Genomic DNA, 21406 nt, shown 5'->3' on the forward strand with positions numbered 1-21406 from the left:
GACTCTTCGTGCCGCACCGAACGCGAACTGCTGTAGACAGAGCTCGCGGGACTCGTGTCGAATTCTCCCGGGTAGCTGAATCGGGCCACACCCGACATTTAACATGTAGTGTTACATCGAAATGCGCGGTAGGGTAATACGCCTCTCGCCTGTGACCACCCCGAGGGAGAATGGATTGACGAACCGTCTGGCCGGCAAGGTGGTCGTCGTCACGGGCGCCGCGCGCGGAATGGGTGCCGCTCACGCTCGTGCGATGGCGCGGGAGGGCGCAGCAATCGTATTGTCGGACGTCTTGGACGACCTCGGAGAGGCGGTTGCTACTAGTATTCGCGCCGACGGAGGGCGGGCAACGTTCACACGAGCCGATGTCACGAGCGCCGACGACTGGCAGCGCGTATTTCGCATCGCCACAGAGGAATACGGCACTCTGACTACCTTGGTCAACAACGCCGGCATCATTGGCTCGATGTTGGGCGCTGCCGACGAAACCGAGGAGGCTTGGTACCGCACCATTGCTGTCAATCAGACAGGGGTGTTCTTGGGTATGAAGTATGCAATACCGTTGATGCGGTCGGCCGGGGGAGGCTCGATAGTCAACATATGCTCCATCTGGGGCGTGAGCGGTGTCGGAGACTATCTGTCCTATCAAGCCAGTAAAGGCGCGGTACGGATGATGACGCGCAGTGCTGCCATTGGTCATGCCGCCGAAAAGATCCGGGTCAACAACGTCTGCCCCGGCATGATCATGACAGAAATGGCGATCGAGGAGGGCGAGGAGAACAACGCTGCGCTCATCGCCCTCACACCCATGGGTCGCGGCGCCGAACCAAGTGAAGTGTCCGGTGCCATAGTCTTCTTGGCCTCCGACGAATCGTCGTTCGTTACCGGTACTGAGATCGCCGTCGACGGCGGATACCTCGCGCAGTAGCGCTTGGACCACACGCAGCTGACTAGACGAAGGAGACGCAGAATGGACCTAGAAGGCAAGGTTGGCATCGTCACCGGTGGCCACAAAGGGCTCGGTGCCGAAGTCGTCAATGTGATCGGCGAACAGGGTGGCCGTGTCGTCGCACTGTCGAGATCGGGTCGACCCGCGGGCGAGGTGCGCCCTGAGCACGTCATCGACGTGAGAGGGGACGTCACGGTCGAGCAGACTTTCCTCGATGCGATCAAGCTCTGCATCGACACCTACGGCGGGTTCGACTTCATCGTCAACAACGCCGGAATACTAGGGGAGAGCCGGCTTCACGAGACGACGAACGAGCTGTGGGACGCCTTGATCGCGACGCACTTGACGGGCGCGTTTTGGGGTTGCAAGCACGCCGTCAACACTTTCCGCGAGCGTGCTACCCCAGGTGCGATCGTCAACATCGGCTCCATCCTGTCTTTCACGGCGGATGGCTATCTCGGCGCGTACACCGCCATGAAGACCGGTGTGCTCGGTCTGACGAAGGCAATCGCTATCGACTACGCCGCAGACAACATCCGCTGCAATTGCCTATGCCCCGGCGACATGGAAACCCCCATGATCGCGCAATATTTCAACGGCACTGACGATCCTGCGGCTGCGCGCGAAGAGATGGAGAACGCCTACCCAGGCAAGCGAATGGCACATCCGCGCGAGGTCGCTGAGGGGGCTGCGTTCTTACTGAGCGAGCGGGCGTCGTTCATCAACGGCACCTCGCTCGTCGTCGATGGGGCGCTGATCGCCAAGACGTACTAGAGCAGGCCCGTCGGCGCAGTTGGCCTGGGGCGGAGGGGAAGCCGGCGGCCGCATGGCCGACCGGCATTTCTTCGTGTGACACCCCAGTGTTCCGGACACCGAGGTGGCTGCCCCTAGAAGCCCATCCCAAAGACGCTTGTAAAACATGCATCATTAAATGAAAAATCATTGTAGGGTGATGCCTGCCACGCCTCGACTGGGCGTCGCAGCGCTGGACTGGCAACCCCATCACGCACACACGCCAAAGAAGACGAATGAGCCGCACTTGCCGATCCCGCGCTCCATCACCGTCGAGGGCAGTCCCCTCTCGGCATCACAGGATTTCGGAGACCAGTGTGACCACGAGTAAATCCACCTCAGCGTCTGAACCACCCGCGGGCGAACTGGCCGGCGACAATGCGGCACTGACCGCCCTGGGGTACGAGCCCAAGTTCAAGCGGGAGATGAGCCTATGGGCAAACTTCGCAATTGGATTCGCCTACCTCTCTCCAGTGGTCGGCATCTACGTGACGTTCGCCATCGCGCTGGGCACCGGCGGACCGCCGATGATCTGGACGTTGGTCATTGCCGGTGTGGGGCAGCTGCTCGTCGCAATGGTATTCGGCGAGGTGGTGTCGCAGTTCCCGGTAGCTGGTGGCATCTACCCCTGGGCCCGCCGACTGTGGGGTCGTAAGTGGGCATGGATGACGGGCTGGGTCTACATGTTTGCCCTCTTCGCGACCTTGGCGGCTAACACCTACGGTGCGGGGCCCTACCTCTCGGCTCTGCTCGGCGTCGACTACAGCGTGCATACCAGCATCCTCCTCGCAATTGCCTTGATGACCGTCGCTACATTCACCAACTTCGCAGGCACCAGGGTCCTTTCGGCAGTGGCCAAGTTCGGATTCGTCACCGAACTCATCGGCGCTCTCGCCGTGGGTGCGTGGCTGCTGGTGTTCAGCAGGCACCACGGCCTGGACGTCCTCTTCGATACACACGGTGTTGGCGACGGCCGCAATTACGTCGCCGCTTTCCTGGCCGCCGGCCTCATCGGTGTCTACCAGTACTACGGGTTCGAAGCATGCGGCGATGTGGCGGAGGAGGTCCCGGACCCGAGCCGCCACATCCCCAAGACCATGCGTATGACGATCTATGTCGGCGGCGGTGCAGCCATCTTCGTGTGTCTGGCGCTGATCCTCGCCATCACCGACTTCGCAGCCGTCATCAGCGGAGAGAACACCGACCCGATCAATCAAATCTTGTTGCAGTCCTTCGGTCCCATCGGATCAACGATCGTGCTCGTAGTCGTACTCATCTCATTCTTCGCGTGCACTCTGAGCTTGCAAGCCGCGTCGAGCCGCTTGATGTTCGCGTATGCGAGGGACAACATGATCATGGGCAGTCATCTGCTGTCGCGCTTCAATGAGCGCCTCGGAATCCCTCCGGCAGCGATCGTCGTGACCGGAATCATCCCGTGCGTCTTGGTGCTCATTGCCCTTGTCTCCGAGGACGGTCTCTTCAAGATCGTCTCCTTCGCGACGGCAGGTATATACATCGGCTTCCAGATGGTGGTCTTGGCTGCACTCCGGGCTCGCCTGAGGGGATGGGTTCCGTCGGGCCCGTTCACGATGGGTCGGTGGGGCCTCCCGGTCAACCTAGCGGCGCTGGCCTGGGGCGTCGGTGCGGTGGTCAACATGATGTGGCCGCGCAACCCCGATGCAGCTTGGTATGACGATTATCTGGTCCTTCTCGCGGCCGTCGTCGTCGTGGGTATCGGACTCGTCTACATGCTGGCATCGGGACGGGCAGAAGACAGCACTGGCCCCTACTCGGATGCCATCCCGGTCAAGACGACCACCTGATCGGGCAGCGCAGCTCGCGCGGGTTGCGTGGTTGCAGCCGCGATCACGCCGCCTGCGCGAGCTGTGGGCCGTCCGGAGAATCAATGAGCAGTGGTGAGGTACCAGGACGTGCCGCTTATCGGCGCGCTTCGGCCCTGGGCAGTTGCCTCCTGTTCCACCACACCACCCAGCAGGGCGCCCGCATTCGTCGCGATGACCATGCCTTCGCTGCTGATGACGCTGGTCGGGCGAGGCATGTCCAGAAGATGGTTTTGGCACAAGGTTTGTAGCGTGGCGACAGTGATATCGGCAGCTACCAAGCCAATGAGTCGTTCGGACAATCTCACCGCCTGAGCAAAGGTCACGACATAGGCGTTCGTGCCACTGATGTCCACGAATGGACCTGAGACCACTGGGCCCTCCGACGTCGCACCTCGGTGCCACCACTCCGTCGAGGTCGTGTCGTAGAAGTCCATGGCGTCGGGTTGCAGACCGACCGCAAGCGGCCTTAGACCACCCCTGCTGTCTGGTTGGCGGCTACTGTGGTACCACCATCGTACCGCTGTGTCCGGCAACGCTTTTGGGTTCGGGAGGAATCCCATCCCAAGCACGGGTGTGTCTTGGCTGTCATAGAGACCGCGAACGAATGCCTCGAAGCCTGCTAGGCGCAACGCGGACTCGCCAGCGGATCCGGCGGCCTCCTCCTCGACGCGCGCGCGCATGGAATCCAGCAGGACGTTGACCTGCTTGCTGAGCGTGACCAACTTGCGGCTGAGGCTTCTTCGCGCTCGAGCTGCCGACTCCCGCGTCATGCTCGGTCCTCGACGCGGCCGAGTTCCATGCGCAATTCGATGAGACCGTCCAGTGTGCGATGTACGTGCTCCTCGGCGTGCATTCGTGCGGCATTTCGATCGCGTGCTGCGACAGCTTCGACGATGGCCTGATGTTCGGTTGAAGATTGATGTGCGGGGCGAGCTTCGCATCCTTCGATCCACAGCAGCGGCGACAACGTAGTCATGATGCCAATCTCCACTCGCGTGAGGTGCGCCGATCGCGTTGCGGCCGCGAGTTCCGCGTGAAATCGGAAGTCTGCCTTGACGCGCGCTATTGGTGTTGAGGCTGCGGCGAGGGCCTGAGCGAAACTCGAGAGTCTGCCAACCTCGTATCCCCTGGCTCTCTCGGCCGCCAGATACGCGGCCCGTCCGGTGACCCCTACCTGAAGATCACGGGTGTCACGGATTTCGTCGATGTTGAGCGAGAGTAACTGGCGGCGCAGGATCGCTTGGTCATGTCCTGCGCCCGACCGAATGAAGCTGCCACCCCCGCGTCCGCGTTTCGTCTCGATCAGACCCTCCCGGCGCAGCTCAGCCAACGACGCCCGCAGCGTCACGTTGGAAACCTGAAGCTGGGACGCCAGATCCGCCTCGCTCGGCAACGGTGCTCCGCTTCTAAGCAGGCCGAGCGCGATGGCTTGTTGGAGTCGCTTCGTCACCACGTCCGCACGCGTCGACGAGTCCAGGGGATCTAAAGCCACCTGCAGCAGCGAGGAACTGACTGCGAACACACTGTCGTCGGCGAGTCCCGCTGTCTCTCCGGGGTCTGCCACGGGGGGCATCTGCAATCCATCCTCACCCTGCGGTTGCGCTACCGAGGTCATCCCGGCCTTTACTGGTCCGCACAAAGACGTTAACAACAGGCCTTCACAGTTTGGCATACCGCCGAGCCCCGATGGCGCGTTCGCGGGCCGCCGCCGGGCGCCGTGTGGAGTGGTCGAGATCCGCTCGCCCGAAACCCCAGCCGGAGCCTCGTGAGAGGGTGTTGCGCAGATCATGCAAAAAAGATATAACAGTGGATATTAAATGTTTGGCACGCGTAGTCCTCGAGGGCTCCGGCAGAGGGCACACCCCCCCAGCCTCGGCTCCCTCGACCGCCCCAATTGTGCCGCCCCGCCGCGGCGCCGTTCGTAGCCCAGGAGGACCGATCGGTAACCATCGAGGTGTAAGACTTCGCCAGCGGGGGTTACCGGCGCGCGCACGGTGCCAGACCATCAATGGCGTCAGCCCAACGGACGGCAAGGCCTTCGTCGAGGCTCCCGTCACTGGCGCGGCAGACCTCGACACGGCGTCTATCGCGGCCGAGATCTACACGCGCATCTAGCACCTGATGTCAGCACTCGACACCTGAGCAACAACTTCCACGTCTCACCCATCGCCGGCCCCGGCACAGCCCAAAGGGAGTACACGACATGTCTCGCGACCCACGGCACGACATCCTCTTCGAACCCGTGACGTTCGGCCCGAAGACGATGCGTAATCGTTTCTGGGCGACCTCCCATTCCACCGGGTACGGCTCGGAACGCCCGGGAATTCAAGCCGGTTTCCGGGGTATGAAGGCCGAAGGTGGCTGGGGGGTCGTCTCGAGCGACTTCTGCTCGATACATCCCGAATCCGACGAGTTCCCTTGGACGTCCTCACGGCTTTGGGATGACGGGGATGTGATCAATCTTGGCCATCTGACCGAAGAGATTCAGAAGCGCGGTGCACTGGCCGCGGTGCAACTCTGGTACAACGGCATGCACTCGCCGCGTCTCGAGGCCCGCGAGACAGCACGCGGGCCGTCGCCACTACCGTCAAACGTGTTCCCGGAACGCAATGTCTATGCGTCCTACGCCGACCACGACGACATCCGTGCGATCATCAACATGTACATCCTCGGCGCCAAGCGCGCAGAGCAGGCCGGCTTCGACATCGCCGAGGTCTCCGGCGGCGACTCCACTATTCCGCTGCAATTCTTGGAGACCCGATACAACCATCGCACCGACGAGTACGGCGGCTCTCTTGAAAACCGTGCCCGGTTCTACATCGAGTTGATGACGGCACTGAAGAAAGCAGTAGGCGATTCGATGGCGGTGACCACGCGCTTCGAGGTGGACACCGTCAACGGCGACCACCGCATCAAGCACTTCGACGAGGGGTCGAAATTCCTCGAGATCATGGAGAAGGAAGGTGTGGTCGACCTGTGGTCGCTGAAGATCGGTGACTACGAGGAATGGGGCGAGGACGCCGGGAGTTCGCGCTTTCGGGAATCGAATTGGGCGGCACCGTTCATCCAAGGTGCCAAGGATTTGGTCAGCGTTCCCGTGGTCAGCAACGGGCGATTCACCTCGGCCGACGACATGGTCGTCGCCATCCGAAACGGCCAGTGCGACATCATCGGCGCCGCACGACCGTCGATTTCGGATCCATTCCTCCCCACGAAGATCTCAGAAGGTCGCACTGACGAAGTACGCGAGTGCATAGGGTGCAACATGTGTGTGGGACGCATGCAGCAGCAAGCACTGATGTACTGCACCCAAAACCCCACCACCGGCGAAGAGTATCGCCGCGGTTGGCACCCCGAGAAGTTCACCACGGTCACTGAACCCGAGACTGTTCTGGTCGTTGGCGCGGGGCCCGCGGGCATGGAGTGCGCGCTGACGTTGGGACGGCGCGGTTACCTCGTGCATCTGCGGGACAGCGCGAATGAACTGGGTGGGCACTGGCGGAGTGTTGCCAAGTATCCGCGCTGCAGTGAGTACGGACGCGTAATCGACTACCGCGAGGTCATGATGTCGAAGCTCGACAACGTCGAGATTCAGCTTGGGGTCGCGCCCATGACAGTGGACGACGTGCTGGACTACGGCGCTGAGAAGGTTGTCATCGCGACTGGATCTCACTGGTCCACGGTGGGTCTCGGTCCTGAGACGCATCTCCCGCTGCAGGGCGTAGATGCATCTCGACCCGATGTCTTGACTCCTGAGCAGATTATGGCGGGCAAGGAAGTTCCCGGGTCGAATGTGGTGGTGCTCGACGGTGATGGGCACTTCGTCGGGTTCGCGATGGCCGAAATGATGGCTGACCGCGGTAAGAACGTCACCATAGTCACCAACACGCACGACGTCTTCGAGTTCTCCAAATTCACGATGGAAATGCCAAACAACAAGCGGGTCATGCACGAGAAGGGCATCGGGTACATCCGCAACCATTGGGCCGTGGGGTACGAGGGCGGCAAATTGCAGCTGTTCTTTCTTTATAAGGACTCCGCTGCGCTAAGCGAACAGCGGCCAGGTCAGTGGGGCCGCACGTTCTCAGACGAGGTGACCGAGATTGCCTGCGATGCGCTCATTCTCACCACCTCGCGAGTCCCCAATGCTGAGCTCTACGCGGGCCTGAAAGAGGCTAGGGGTCGGTGGGAGGAATCTGGCGTCAAGGCCGTTTATCGGATTGGCGATTGCGTGCAGCCGCGCCACGCCATGGACGCGGTGTTCGACGGGCATCGACTTGCCCGGGAGTTCGAATCTCCCGACCCGCAACGTCCCTTGCCGTTCATCCGCGAGCGCCAGGTGTGGGGTCACGAGACGTTTCCCAAGCTCGGTGACGCGCGACCGGTCGTTGAGGGAGACCTCCTGGTCTAGACGGCACCGTGGGAGTCGTGGCACCGTCGGTTCGGGTGCACCCGAGTAGGCGCCGGCCGATGCGAACCGAACTGCCCTCCGCCGCGAGCACAGCGGTTTGCAGGGTGGACAAGACAGCTCGGCCGGTGCCGCCGGCACCACATGAACCATCGATGAGAAGGTAGCCAGTGAACATGGACCACACCGGTGAGCACGAAAGGTTGGGACGGATGCGCGTCCTCGACGCCCGTCCGGTCAACCTCGATGGGTTCAGCGTGCCCGACCCCGAGCTGGGGCTCATTGCGATGTCCAGCCCGTTCGATCCCGAACCTTCGCTGGTCATCGAGAGCGGACGTATCGTCGATCTTGATGGTAAGGCGCGCAATGACTTCGACGTCATAGACGAGTTCATCGCGAACCGTGGGATCGATCTTTCCGTCGCCGAGGAAGCCATGAGCACGCCGGACCAACAGTTGGCCCGCATGGTCGTGGACATCAACGTGCCCCGCGCCGAGGTCGTGAGGCTCATCGGCGGCACTACTCCGGCCAAGCTTGCCCGCGTTGTCGCTCTACTGAACGCTGCCGAACTCCAGGTCGCCATGGGCAAGATGCGCGCCCGGCGTACACCGAGCAACCAGGCGCACGTCACCAACCAGCTCGACGACCCGGTGCTGCTGGCCGCCGACGCTGCCAGCGCTGTGGCACACGGCTTTCGGGAACTCGAGACAACGACTGTGGTCCTCAGTGACGCGCCCTCCAATGCGGTATCCCTACTCATCGGCTCGCAGGTTGGGGTCGCCGGCGCGATGGCGCAGTGCTCCATCGAGGAAGCCCTCGAGTTGCGGCTGGGGTTGCGCGGCCTGACCAGTTATGCGGAGACCGTATCCGTCTACGGCACGGAGCAGGTCTTCACCGACGGTGACGACACCCCGTACTCGAAGGCCATCCTCACCTCGGCTTACGCGTCGCGCGGCCTGAAGATGCGGATCAGCAGCGGCGGAGGGTCAGAGGTCTTGATGGGCGCCGCGGAGCGGTGCTCGATACTGTATCTGGAGTCTCGGTGCGTCTCGCTGGCCAGAGCTCTCGGCTCCCAGGGAGTCCAAAACGGGGGGCTCGACGGCGTGGGCGTCGTCGCATCCGTGCCCGAAGGCATGAAAGAACTCATCGCGGAGAACCTGATGGTGATGATGCGCGACATGGAACTCTGCGCAGGCAACGACAACCTCATCTCGGAGTCCGACATTCGCCGTACCGCGCACACGCTTCCCACACTGCTCGGGGGGGCCGACTTCTACTTCGGCGGCTTCGGGTCGACACCTCGATACGACAATTGCTTCGCCATATCCAATTTCAACTCCGATGACATGGACGACTACCTGGTGCTGCAACGGGACTGGGGGGTGGACGGCGGACTACGGACGGTCACTCCCGAGCATCTCGCCCGAGTGCGGCGCCGCGCAGCATCGGCGGTACAGGCGGTGTACCGAGACCTTGGACTGGCCGATTACGACGACGCCTGGGTCGACGCCGTAGTCGTGGCCAACGGTTCGCGCGACCTACCCGTTGGTGATCCCAAGAAGGTCGCCGAGGCGGCGCAGGCCATCGAAGCAAGGCAACTGCACGTCTTCGACATCATCGCCGCGTTGCACCGCACGGGGTTCGTCCCCGAGGCGGAGACCATCATGGCGCTGACCCGCAAGAGACTCAGCGGCGATCAACTTCAGACGGCCGCCATCTTCGATGAGAACCTCGACGTGCTCTCGAAGATCACCGATCCAAATGACTACACCGGGCCGGCCACTGGATACGCGCTGACTACCGAACGGCGACGCGAAATCGACGATATCCGCCAAGCGCGTACCACCGGCCAATGGACGGCAGACCAGGATGACCATCGCGACCACATCACTCTCGACGTGATCGGGGAGGCGCACGCAGGGACAGACCCGCGCGAAGTATGCATCGGCCTTTCACCGGCCTTCGCCTCAACTGTGTGGGTGTCGCTGTGTGGTCTGCCGGTGGGCGAGGTGCTGCGGCAGATTTCGGCAGGCCTCGAAGAAGAAGGCTGTGTCGCACGATACGTACGAATGAGATCGACCATCGATGTGGGCATGATCGGCCTGACCGCTGCGCGGCTATCGGGCTCAGGTATCGGTATCGGTCTGCAGGCAAAGGGTACGGCGTTGATTCACCGACGCGATCTGGCGCCCCTAGCCAATCTTGAATTATTCAGTGTTGCACCGCTACTGACTGCGCAGCGGTACAGGGAGCTCGGCAAGAACGCCGCGCGGCATGCCAAGGGGATGGTCCCCGTGCCCATTCTCTCGGGCGGCACGGAAGAGTCGATCTCCGCGCGCTACCATGCCCGCGTCGTGGCGCTGGTGGCCCTGGAACGTGCTGCCAGCGAACCCGGCAAGGCCCCGCAGACGGTGAAGGTGAGGGTGCAGTGAACGTCGATGACCTGACAGTTGCGGCCGCTGTCGATGAAAAGCTTGGATCGGAACTGCTCCGCATGGATGCTGATGTGCTGGAGCATCAAGCGGCGGTGGCGGCCGCCGATGGCAATCCCCAGCTTGCTGACAACTTCCGTCGCGCAGCAGAGATGGCGGCAATGTCGGACGACGCCGTCATGGCGCTGTATGAGGCCTTGCGCCCCAACCGCTCCACTGCTGTCGAACTCGACGCTCTAGCTGTGCGGCTCGAGGGCGACCATGCGCGGCGCTGCGCTGCGCTGGTGCGCGAGGCACGCGCAATCTACGAGCGCCGCGGATTGTTGCGATGACACTGGTCGGGGGGATCGATGTCGGAAACCACACGACCGAGATCGTGCTGGCTGAATCCAGCAATGGACACGTACGCATGCTGGCTCACGGCAACGCGCACACCCGCGACCGCAAGGGGTCCTACGACTCGCTTGAAGGTGCTACCGCGCTGCTGCACAAGATGGAAGTCGAACACGACCTGAGAGTCGACGAACTCCTGCTTTCGGAACTTCGACCCGTCGACACTGCCACCACACCGATCTCCATCACTGCGCCAACCCACGCGCCCCTGCGGAGCATGCGTCACCGCCATGCCAGTACACCCGCCGGCAGCGGCGTCGCCGTGGGGCGCCACGTCACCTTGGCAGCGCTCGTGCAACCGGTCTGGCACGACCAGGTCGTCGTTTCGGTTCCGTCAGGTACCGATTTCGACTACGCAGCGAGCGCGATCACGGCCGCACTCGCGCGTGAGTGGCAGATCGTTGGAGTACTCGTCGCGGACGACGACGCCGTGCTCATACACAACCGCATCCCCATCGATCTGCCGATCGTCGACGAAGTCGACTTGACTGGTCTGGCGATGGGCGCTTGCGTCGCCGTCGAGGTCGTGGAGCGCGGCCGCGCCTACCGGGCGCTCACCGATCCCATCGCGCTGTCCGCGACATTCGGTCTGCCGCACGAAGTCCTGAGCGATGTCGCCCGATTCGCCAGGGAGCTTTCCGATGCGCCCGCCCTGGCGATAACCCTCGACGAACGCCCGGCTCAACCTCAATCGACCTCCATCGATTTCGCCGACGTGTACACCGGTGGACGCCTCATTCGCTACCCGGTCGCCGAGGCTGCGGACCTCCTACACACGGCCCCGGTAGGTTCGGTGGCCTACGTCAAACTCAACACCATGCCAAGCGCGTCAGCAGGACTCTCCGTGGACGATGCGTACTTCACCAGCCTGGCAGCCATCGACGATGGATCGTGGTTGCGACGCGGCACCGTGGACACCCGCGGGAGCGTCGTCGCGCTACTCGCGACTGACGTCGTCAGCGACGCGGCGACGACGGTCGCCACGTTGACCGGGAGGCCCACGCGGACCGTCGCCGGCGAACCCCGCGCCGCCGCGGCGGGTGCGCTCACTACCCCTGGCGTACCGCCAGGAACGATGGTGTGCGACATAGGCGGCGGCACCGTCGACCTCATCGCCGACGACACCGTTGTTACCGCAGCGGGGGCGGGCGAATCCATTACCTCGGCGGTAGCCGCTGTGTTGGGAATACCCCGCGCACTGGCTGAACGGGTGAAACGCTCACCCGCGATCTTGGTCGAAGGGCCTCACATCGCACATGAAGAAGACGGCAGACGCGAGTTCTTACCCACCCCTGCGGCAGCCGACACAATCGGTCGTCTGTGCACGCGCGGTACCGCGGGCCTCGTGCCGTTCGTACACTCGCTGGCCCCCGAGGAATGGCGCAGCCTCCGATTGGCCATCAAGCAGCAGACCGTCGCGGCCAATATCGCTCGATGCCTGCGTTCATTCGGAAACCAACCTGCCGCATTGTTGCTCGCTGGGGGAGGGGCGCTCGACGACGAACTGATGCGTACCGTCGGGGAATTGATGCGTGCCACCGGAGTGGTGGTCGGACGCGCGAACGTCGACTCCATTCACGGTCCGCGCTACGCGGTGGCATCCGGCCTCGTGCATCTCGATGCGTGCAGTCGCTCCCAGAGCACAACGCATGAAGCCGAGGCTTCTTCCTAATCGAGCGGTCGCGCCAGGACTGCCGCACCGCCGAGTTGGTCGGCCGCGACGTTCGGCGATGCCCTGCCTCGCGGGCTCGTCCAGCAGGGGCTCGGCGGGGCGGTTTGTCAGGTTGGAGGGGTTCTGCACCGACACGATGGGGACGACCTTCTGCGGGTCGCAGCTTTCGTGCACTCCGAGGACGGTCCTCTCGAGGAGAACTGATCAGACAGCCCATGCCAGGACCTTGAAATCATGTAAGTGATTCTGACACGTTCTTATTCAGAAGCGTCGCTTTTCATGAGTGGTTGTCCAAAGGGCGTTGTGATTACCCCTGCCCTGCCCCGTGATGGACCATCCAGTACTCATGGCCAGATGCCCTCGTCCCAGCGCACCGGGTTGATCCGCTTGTGGCCGGTTACCGGCGGAGCGGATCTCCCGGGCACCACTGAAAGGGCCGTCAAGCGGGACCTCAGCCTGGGCGATGCCCGCAGACAGGCCGGTGGACAGGCCGAGTCCCGTGATGGCGACGCCGGCGCACAGCATGCTCCGGCGATCATCCGCCTGCGCTGGTGCCTCATGACGTGCCCCTCTGGTCCCGCGTCGCGATTCGGCGTCGATGCCGCAACATCACCAACAGACGTGCACTACCGATCCCAAAACTGCGCTGCCAAGATTGACGAACCGCCTGGCAGTCCCCAGGGATCTGCCGTGACGTCGCTGCGACCCCCTTTGTGAGTTCTGTCGCTATCAACGCGCACGATTGGCTCGCCCGGCTCGGGGAGTGCCAGCATGGAAACGTGGTTGTAACAACTGGTTCGCTGCAACCAAAGGCGCGGGCGTGACGGTGAACAGGTCCGTCCCTGCACTCCGGGTCCGTTGGCTGCTGCATGCACTGAGTCGCAACCGCCTCGTCCGGACGAGCGACCGTCTGGAGGCACTGGCGGTCCTGATGGTCTTGGCAGTAGCGTTACTCGTCATCCCCGTTGCCCAGCGGGAGGGTGATGAGGCGTACGCAGATCGCATGCAACTGATCAGCGCACAGCAGCAGTCCCGGCACTCCGTCGTGGCAGTCGCAACCGCGGACAGTTCGAGCCCAGCGCCTCGCCGCCTCGGGGCAGACGCTTCTGTCCGTGTCGAATGGCTCGAGGGATCGCACCGTCGATCCGAAGTCGTCACCAATCCGTCGTTCGTCGCGGCGAAGACGCCGGTGACCGTGTGGCTCGACGACGCGGGTGCAGTGGTCTCTGCCCCAGACCGAGAAGTCGACGCGCAAGCGGATGCTGCGGGGCGGGCGTGGGCCGTATGGGTCGGCATCGTAGGGCTCTGCGCGCTGCTGGCCTTCGGATTCCGTCGCTACCTCGATCACGTCCGTGCGGCGTGCTGGCACCGTGAGTTTCGCCTGTTGGCGCACAACGACGACGGCTGGGCCAGCCACGACCTATGAGCAGGCCATCACGTCACGACGTCGATCCGGCACACGAACCCGGCGGACCCCATCGCGCCCGCCGGATTCGTCGAAGTCTCGCATGCGTTCAGACGCGGTCACCCAGGGTGGAATTGAGCTGTGCGTAGCGTTGGGGTGACCGGGCCTTGATGACGTAGGCGCCGATGACGCCGATGGCGAGTGAGGCGAACAGCATCGCGGTGAATGTGAACTGGAGCCAGCCGCCACCGCCGAGCAAGACGTCCATTCCCGTTACCGCGTACCACAGGAAGGGCATCAGGCCTGCGATGCCGAGAAGCGGTGCGATGAAGGTGTTCCAGGGTCGCTTGTCGACGTTGGAGCGGCGGAAGAAGACGAAGATCGCCACGCTCGCGATGGTCTGCAGCAGGATGATTCCGGCGGCGCCGACGCCGGTCCACCAGGTGAACAGCGTTGTGTAGGGATCGAGACCGAAGATGGCGAAGATGGCGACCACGACGGCGACCATGCCGATCTGGACGTAGCAGGCGACGGCGGGTGATTGGCGAGTCGGGTGGGTGGTGCCCAGACGGGACCAGATGACACCTTGTCGGCCAAGCGAGTACAGGTAGCGGGCCACGTTGTTGTGGAACGTGAGAATGGCCGCGAAGAGGCTGGTGATGACCAACAACTGGAACGCCTCGGTCCCCACGCGTCCGAGCACGCTGTCACTGACCGCGAAGACCAGGTTGCCGCCTTCGCTTGCTGCGAGACCGGCGATGTTGCCGACGCCGACGGCGTTTACGATGAGGAATGCAGTGACCGCGTAGAAGACGCCCATGAAGATCACCGAGGCGTACGTGGCCCGCGGCACGGTCCGTTTGGGGTCCTTGGCTTCCTCCCCGTAGATGGCGGTGCCCTCGAAGCCGATGAACGAAGCGTGAGCGAACATCAATGCGACGCCGATGGCGCCGGCGAACACCGCTGACGGGGCGAACGGTTCGAAGGAGTAGTCACTGACCGGCGTCGGCGAGTTGACCAGGATGCCGACGTTGAGGATGAGGATGATCGCGGTCTCCAGCGTCAGGAGCACGGCCAGCACGCGGGCACCGGCATGGATCTGCCGGACCCCGAGGAACAACGACGCTCCCATCGCGATGAAGGAGAAGACCCACCACGGGACGTCGACGCCGGTGTGCTTGGAGGCGAACTCAGCTGCGTAGTAGCCGAACCCGCCGATGACGCCGAGTTGAATCGCGTTGTAGGCGAAGATCGCCAGCGAGGCGGATCCCAACCCGAGTGGTCGACCGAGGCCTCGGGTGATGAAGGCGTAGAAGGCTCCGGCATTGGTGATGTGCTTGCTCATCGCCACGTAACCGACCGCGAAGATGGTCAGCACCAGGGCGACCACCACGAATGCGCCGGCGATGCCGATACCGTTCCCGGAGCCGATGATGACCGGGAAGAGCGCCACCACCACCGTCAACGGCGCGGCCGCGGCCACGACGAAGAAGACGATGCCAAGGACGCCGATCTGGTTGCGAGCCAATCCCGTTGATCCGGCGGGCGGTTCCTTGGCAGTCGCCAACTTTTGGGGTTCGTCCTGATGCAGCATGGCGGATCCTTTGGGGTAGAGGTCAGCGAGTGGATTTGCTACGTGCGGCGAACTTGACGACCTTGCGCAGTGCCGGGGTCGTTGCGACGGTGTAGCCGAGCTTCTTGCCGGTCTTGCTGCCCATGACCGTTTCCATCGCCCGGTCGACGACGCCGGCTCTGGGGCCCGGGCCGACACGCACCGCGGCGGGTGCAGCCGTGCCGTTGAGGTCGGCGATGACGACCTGAGCGGCGTTGTGTCCGTTGGCGCCCATCACGCCGCCACCGGGGTGGGTGCCCGAGCCGCAGAGGTAGTAGTCGGCGACGGTGGTGCGGTAGTCGGCCAGCTCCGGGGTGGGTCGATTGTTGAAGAGTTGGTCGAAGAACATGGCACCGTGAAAGATGTTGCCGCCGGTCAGGCCGTAGTCACGTTCGAGGTCCTTGGGGGTGATGATGACTCGCTCGAGGATGTGCCCGCGTAGGTTCGGGGCGTACCGGAACAGCACCTCCAGCACGCGGTCGGCCCACTCGTCTCGGATGGTGTCCCAGTCGGTTCCGGCCAGCTCGAACGGGAGCTGCTGCACACCAAGGGTCATGGTGTGCTTGCCCTGCGGTGCCAACGTGTCGTCGTGGGTGGACTGGATGACTGCTTCGATGACGAAGTCCTCGGGGATCTCGCCCCGCCGCTCCGCTTCCCAGGCACGTTCGAAGTTCTCGATGGAGGCACCCATGATGGCCTGGGCCTGGTGCTGCGGTCCGAACTCGCCGGCCGGGAAGCCGATGTAGTCGGGCAGTTCGTCGATCAGCAGGTGGATGCGCGCCATGGAGCCGCGGGCGTCGTAGTCCTCGAGCTTCTCGGTCAGTTTCGCGTCGATGGTGCCGGCCGGCAGTAGCTGGAGCATGGAGCGCTGCGGGTCGGCGTTGGAGATGACCGTGCGCGCCGAGATGACCTCACCGCTGACCAACTCGACCCCCGACGCCCGTCCTCGCTCGACGACGACCTGCCGAACGGGTGAGTTCAGCCGGATCTCGGCTCCGTGCGCTTCGGCACTGCGGGCCATCGCCTGCGTGATGCCACCCATTCCGCCCCTGACGAAGCCCCATTGTCCGAGGGTGCCCTCGAACTCGCCGACGGAGTGGTGCCCATAGACGTAGCCGGTGCCCGGCGTCGACGGGCCGCCCCAGACCGAGATCATCCCGAAGAAGGTGAAGAGGCCCTTGATGTGTTCGTTCTCGAAGTACCGGTCGAGTAGGTCCTTGGTGGAGAGCAGGACCATCTCGTTGAACAGGTCCTCGGCGCCGGCGGCCTCGAACGCTGCCAACACCTGCGAGCGACTCGGTGCCGGCGACAGCAGGAACGGCGTCAGGATGGAGGCGAACTTCTTGACCCGCAGGCCGAAGTCCAGGAAGGCGGCGGCATCACGCTTGGAGAACTTCTCGATCTCCTTGAGCGTCTTGTCCATGTCCTTCCACACGAACAGATGGCTACCGTCCGGGAAGATGCTGACCTCGTTCGCTTCGGTCTGGTACATCTCCAGGCCGTAGCGTTCGAGTTCGAGGTCGGCGATGATCTCGGGGCGCAGCAGGCTGGCGATGAACGCACACGACGACCAGGTGGCACCAGGGATCAATTCCTCGCTGGTACACGCGCCGCCCACGACGTCGCGTGCCTCGACGACGAGGACCTTCTTGCCGGCGCGGGCGAGGTAGCCGGCGGTGATCAGACCGTTGTGTCCGGCGCCGATGACGATCGCGTCGTAGGTGGTGGTGGTGGGGTGGGTCATCGGAGTTCTCCAGGGATCGGGTGGGTGAAGTAGGTGCGTACGGTGGCCGGGTCGACAAGTTCGTCGAATCCGTCGGTGACGGGCTTCATCGTGGGGTGGGTGTCGCGGAGCTGTTCCCACGCCGCCCAGTCGGTGACCTCCATGACTTCCAGGATGTCCGCGGGGGCTCCATCGGGTGCCTCGTGGACGCGAAAGGCTTCGAACCGCCTGACGACGTCGCGGTGAGCCAGACACGTCGGCCGGTCGACCTCGGTGGAGAAGCGCTCGAAGGCGGCCGGGTCTACTCCGGGCAGCATCGAGAACAGGTTGACCGCTATCACCGAGCGGCTGGTTGACGTCATCGCAGGGGCTCCAAGGTGGCTGTGTAGGGGCGTGTCGTCTAGGACGCGAGGTTGATCATGATGTGCTTGATCTCGGTGTACTCCTCGACGGAGTAGATCGACATGTCGTTGCCGTGGCCGGACTGCTTGAAGCCGCCGTGTGGCATCTCAGACACGATCGGCAGGTGGTCGTTGATCCACACGGTGCCGAACTGGAGCTTGCGGGCTGCACGCATCGCGCGGCCGACGTCGCGGGTGAACACCGATGCCGCCAAGCCGTATTCGACGTCGTTGGCCCATGCGAACGCCTGCGCCTCGTCGCTGAACCGGGTGGTCGTGACGACTGGTCCGAAGACCTCCTTCTGCACGATCTCCGAGTCTTGCGCCGCGTCGACGATGAGCGAGGGCTTGTACCAGAAACCGGGTCCCTCGCCGAGTCCGCCGACCGCCAGCGCGGCCGGTCCCGTCGAGACTGCCCGGTCGACGAAGCCGGCGACGCGATCGCGCTGACGTTCGGAGATCACGGGGCCCATCTCGGTGGACTCGAGTTCTGGGCTACCCATGGCGACCTTCGACACCGCACGCACGAGTTCGGTGACGAACTCGTCGTAGATCCCTTCGGCGATGTAGACCCGCGAGGCGGCCATGCAGTCCTGCCCGGAGTTTCCGTAGCCGCCTTCGCAGATCTTGGTGATCGCCAACTCGGCGTCGCAATCGTCGAACACCAACACCGGTGCCTTGCCACCTAATTCGAGGTGAAGACGCTTGAGATTGTCGGCGCCCGCACGTGCCACGACCTTGCCGGTGTTGGTGTCCCCGGTGAGCGAACTCATGCGTACCCGCGGGTGCGAGGTCAACGCGGCGCCTACGGTGTCGCCGTGACCGGTGACGACGTTGAACACACCGGGCGGGAACAGATCCGCTGCGAGTTCGGCCAATCGCAGCGTGCTGAGCGGGGTCTGCTCGCTGGGCTTGAGCACCAGGGTGTTCCCGGTCATCAGGGCGGGGCAGAGCTTCCAGATCGCCATGACGAGTGGGAAGTTCCACGGTGCGACGCTGCCGACGACGCCGAGTGGATCACGTCGAATGATGCTGGTGTGGGTGGGGGAGTACTCGCCGGCGGCGCGACCCTCGAGTACGCGGGCGGCGCCGGCGAAGAAGCGCATGTTGTCCACGCCGAAGGGAACCTCGTCGCGGGCCACGGCAATGGGTTTACCGACGTTCCGGGATTCCAGCTGCGCGAACTCCTCGGCGTGAGCCTCCAACCGGTCGGCCAACTTCAACAACAGCTCGGCCCGCTTCCCAGGGGTGGTGGCTGCCCAGTCGTCGAAGGCCCCCTCCGCCGCGGCCACGGCGCGATCCACGTCGGTCGCATCGCCCAGGGGGACGGTGGCGATCTTTTCGCCCGTGGCGGGGTTCACGACCTCTTCGGTCGCTCCGCTCGCAGCGCCGACGTGCTCGCCCGCGACGTACATGAGATGGCCGTCTGTCATGTGAAGTGTCTCCAGACTCTTGCGACGACCACCCGAGGGCCGCCCTGTGTCCAAGTGTTGAACAGTTGACATGTTGGACTTAAGCACAGCCCACAGTGCCGCGCAAGACGACGGCCGGAATCCATTGCGAATGCGGCTCGATTGAATCGCCTCGGCTGGTGTCGGGGGCGTGCGCCGAAGATCCGCCCCCCAGGGGCCCGCGCGGTGTCGTCGATTCGACGTGCTCGATTCCGCGGGCAGGCGACTCAACCCAGCGGGTGTGCGGTCGAGGTCGGACAGGTTCCTAACCGGCGGTGCGAATGGCCAAGATCTTGCGCACTTCGTCGCGATTCTCGGTGATGATTCCGGCAATGGTCGCTCGTGCCAGCTCGGGATCGCGAGACGCGAAGGCCGTGACGATCCGCTGGTGCTCCTCTTCCAGAGTCGAACCGCTCTCGTACTCATGGTGGTCCAGGGACAGGATGAGCAGGAAGTACCGCAGATCGCCCAGCAGCTCGTCGTAGAACTTGTTCAGGCGCGGGCTGTTCATCAAACCGACTATGGCGCGGTGTATGTCGAGGTCCTTCTCCACGATCGTGCGCGGATCCTGAGTCGGCATCGCCAACTTGAGGGCGTCCAGCGCAGCGGTCAGGGGCGTCAGATCGGTGTCGTATCCCACCGACGCCGCGGCTGCGGTCTCCAGGTGGAGCCGCGCGCGATAGATGTCCAGCACCTCCTCGTCGGAGGGGTTCCATACCGCCAATCCGCGGTTGAAGACGTATCGAACAAGGCCGGTCCCCTGCAGCAGGCGCACGGCCTCGCGCACCGTATTGCGAGAGATTCCCAACTGCTCGGCGATGACACTCTCCCTGATGCGCTCACCTGGCTTGAGTTCACCCTCGAGGATCATGTCCATCAGACCGTCGGCTATTTGTTGCGCACTGCTGCGTCCGACGATTCGAATGCGATCTGCCACCGACATGGTCGCCAGCGTACAACTGTTCAACATCGCTCACGGTCACCACTGGAGAAATCATAGGGCCTGGACTGTGTTGCCCTAATGTTCTACAGTTGCGCTCGCCAGAGTCTCGACTCGGCCCGCACCGACCGGGTGCGAACTGGACAGCACGCATCGGTAACCCGTGGCGTGTCCTCCAATCGCGAAAGGGGCCAGACCTCGGATGCCGAACGCCACACACCGCCGTACGGCACCACAACCGCACCCCACCCAAATGGGTCCGACGGGCGAGTCGACGCCATGATCACGAATTCCGGCGTCCTCGCGCGCATCGCCCAGGAGAGCGCACTGGTGGACGGTGCCCAGGCGTTCCCAGAGCAGCGGGTCGCAGCCGAACTGCGCCGGCTCTACGGCCTGAGCGGTCAGCTGACGCGCATACCCACCGAGAAGGACGACACGTTCCGCCTCGCCACCACAGAAGGTCGATTCCTCGTCAAGATCGCTCCCGCGTCGGAGAGCGCACGGATCGTCAACCTGCAGTCCGCCGTCATGCTGCACCTGGAGGAATCCGGAGAGCCGATCCCCGCGCAACGGCTGATCCGCGGGGTGCGCGGCCAGACCGAGTCCACCGTCGTCGACCCGGACGGCAACGCGCGCATCCTGCGCGTCCTGAGCTACCTCGAGGGCGGCCTTCTCGCGTCCGCGCAGCCGACGCCTGCTCAGTTCGCTGAAGTGGGTGCGATCCTGGCTCGACTGGATCGAGCGCTCGGTGGCTTCACGCATCCGGACGACTCCCGGCTGCTGATCTGGGATCTCAAGAACTTCTCCCACATGAGACCGCTGCTGGAATGGGTCACCGACCGCGACGACGTGACCATGGCTACGTGGATCTTCGACCAGTTCGACGCCCACGTCGCCCCCCGGATCGTCGACTTGGACACCCAGATGATCCACGGCGACTTCAGTCCCTTCAACGTCGTCGTCGATCCGGCGGCCGACGAGTTCGTCACCGGGATCATCGACTTCGGCGACGTGGTGCGAAGCCCGATCGTGTTCGAACTCAGTGTTGCAGTGGCCAACCAGATCGGCGCCGACGAGCAACGACCGTGGGCCAGTGCACTGGACATCGTTCGCGGCTACCGGCAGGAGTGTCGCTTGGCGGACGACGACGTGGCGCTGCTCGCCATCACCGGTCCTGCGCGGCTTCTCCTACGGGCGTTGATCTTCGGCTGGCGCGCCTCGGTTCACCCTCACAGCCGAGACTACGGATCGTCTCACTCGGCTCTCGACTGGAACAGGCTGCGGTACGCGATGTCGGTAGCCACGTCGACCGTCGAAGCCCTGCTGATCTCCACCGGTACACCAGCCTCCCCGACAGGAAGGGAACGACCTTGACCAAGGCCTA

16 protein-coding genes are annotated in these 21406 nt (G+C 63.7%); 9 read left to right on the top strand and 7 right to left on the bottom strand.

The window, feature by feature from the left end; all coding sequences use genetic code 11:
* Nucleotides 1–175: 175 nt before the first annotated feature.
* The 3 genes from G6N64_RS07730 to G6N64_RS07740 all read left to right on the top strand — a co-directional run bounded on the left by G6N64_RS07730 (nt 176) and on the right by G6N64_RS07740 (nt 3564).
* On the top strand, nt 176–928 hold the full coding sequence (locus G6N64_RS07730) for a glucose 1-dehydrogenase (protein WP_246231022.1): 753 nt from the start codon (nt 176–178) through the stop codon (nt 926–928).
* Between the two features lie 42 nt (nt 929–970).
* Nucleotides 971–1723 carry an SDR family NAD(P)-dependent oxidoreductase gene (locus G6N64_RS07735; RefSeq protein WP_163796354.1) on the top strand — a complete coding sequence of 251 codons (753 nt, stop codon included), beginning with the start codon at nt 971–973 and terminating at the stop codon, nt 1721–1723.
* A 335-nt stretch (nt 1724–2058) separates the two neighbouring features.
* A complete protein-coding gene (locus tag G6N64_RS07740) occupies nt 2059–3564 on the top strand; it encodes an APC family permease (RefSeq protein ID WP_246231024.1) in 1506 nt (501 codons plus the stop codon).
* Between the two features lie 80 nt (nt 3565–3644).
* Here the strand turns inward: G6N64_RS07740 and G6N64_RS07745 are convergent, their stop codons facing one another.
* Nucleotides 3645–4355, bottom strand: a complete 711-nt coding sequence (locus G6N64_RS07745; protein ID WP_163796357.1) for a cache domain-containing protein — start codon at nt 4353–4355, stop codon at nt 3645–3647.
* A complete protein-coding gene (locus G6N64_RS07750) occupies nt 4352–5149 on the bottom strand; it encodes a FadR/GntR family transcriptional regulator (protein WP_163796358.1) in 798 nt (265 codons plus the stop codon). The genes G6N64_RS07745 and G6N64_RS07750 overlap by 4 nt, the downstream gene beginning before the upstream one ends.
* 639 nt (nt 5150–5788) lie before the next feature.
* Here G6N64_RS07750 and G6N64_RS07755 point away from each other — a divergent pair.
* The 5 genes from G6N64_RS07755 (at nt 5789) to G6N64_RS07775 (ending at nt 13916) form a co-directional block, all read left to right on the top strand.
* Entirely contained in the window at nt 5789–7996 is a 2208-nt protein-coding gene (locus G6N64_RS07755) for an oxidoreductase (RefSeq protein ID WP_163796360.1), read from the top strand.
* Between the two features lie 173 nt (nt 7997–8169).
* Nucleotides 8170–10425, top strand: coding sequence for a propanediol/glycerol family dehydratase large subunit (locus tag G6N64_RS07760; protein ID WP_264002264.1), 2256 nt, complete (start codon nt 8170–8172; stop codon nt 10423–10425).
* Complete coding sequence (locus G6N64_RS07765; RefSeq protein ID WP_163796364.1) at nt 10422–10757, top strand: diol dehydratase small subunit; 336 nt, start codon at nt 10422–10424, stop codon at nt 10755–10757. Before G6N64_RS07760 ends, G6N64_RS07765 begins: the two co-directional genes overlap by 4 nt.
* Nucleotides 10754–12490, top strand: a complete 1737-nt coding sequence (locus G6N64_RS07770) for a diol dehydratase reactivase ATPase-like domain-containing protein (protein ID WP_163796366.1) — start codon at nt 10754–10756, stop codon at nt 12488–12490. Before G6N64_RS07765 ends, G6N64_RS07770 begins: the two co-directional genes overlap by 4 nt.
* Nucleotides 12491–13253: 763 nt before the next feature.
* Nucleotides 13254–13916: an Rv1733c family protein gene (locus G6N64_RS07775; RefSeq protein WP_163796367.1), complete on the top strand. Its 663-nt coding sequence runs from the start codon at nt 13254–13256 to the stop codon at nt 13914–13916.
* A gap of 88 nt (nt 13917–14004) precedes the next feature.
* On the opposite strand, the gene G6N64_RS07780 is transcribed toward G6N64_RS07775, so the two are convergent.
* The 5 genes from G6N64_RS07780 to G6N64_RS07800 all read right to left on the bottom strand — a co-directional run bounded on the left by G6N64_RS07780 (nt 14005) and on the right by G6N64_RS07800 (nt 20025).
* Nucleotides 14005–15489 (bottom strand): APC family permease, encoded by a 1485-nt coding sequence (locus tag G6N64_RS07780; RefSeq protein ID WP_163796371.1) that lies wholly within the window; start codon nt 15487–15489, stop codon nt 14005–14007.
* 22 nt (nt 15490–15511) lie between these two features.
* Nucleotides 15512–17251, bottom strand: coding sequence for a phytoene desaturase family protein (locus tag G6N64_RS07785; protein WP_163796373.1), 1740 nt, complete (start codon nt 17249–17251; stop codon nt 15512–15514).
* Nucleotides 17248–17592: a RedY/HapK family protein gene (locus G6N64_RS07790; protein ID WP_163796374.1), complete on the bottom strand. Its 345-nt coding sequence runs from the start codon at nt 17590–17592 to the stop codon at nt 17248–17250. Before G6N64_RS07790 ends, G6N64_RS07785 begins: the two co-directional genes overlap by 4 nt.
* 38 nt (nt 17593–17630) lie before the next feature.
* Nucleotides 17631–19064, bottom strand: a complete 1434-nt coding sequence (locus G6N64_RS07795; protein ID WP_197748337.1) for a gamma-aminobutyraldehyde dehydrogenase — start codon at nt 19062–19064, stop codon at nt 17631–17633.
* Nucleotides 19065–19347: 283 nt separating this feature from the next.
* A complete protein-coding gene (locus tag G6N64_RS07800) occupies nt 19348–20025 on the bottom strand; it encodes a GntR family transcriptional regulator (RefSeq protein WP_163796376.1) in 678 nt (225 codons plus the stop codon).
* A 276-nt stretch (nt 20026–20301) separates the two neighbouring features.
* Here G6N64_RS07800 and G6N64_RS07805 point away from each other — a divergent pair, with 276 nt between their 5' ends.
* Nucleotides 20302–21396: a phosphotransferase gene (locus G6N64_RS07805; RefSeq protein WP_163796377.1), complete on the top strand. Its 1095-nt coding sequence runs from the start codon at nt 20302–20304 to the stop codon at nt 21394–21396.
* Nucleotides 21397–21406: the final 10 nt, after the last annotated feature.

Source organism: Mycolicibacterium sediminis, assembly GCF_010731735.1.
GTDB classification, from domain to species: domain Bacteria; phylum Actinomycetota; class Actinomycetes; order Mycobacteriales; family Mycobacteriaceae; genus Mycobacterium; species Mycobacterium sediminis.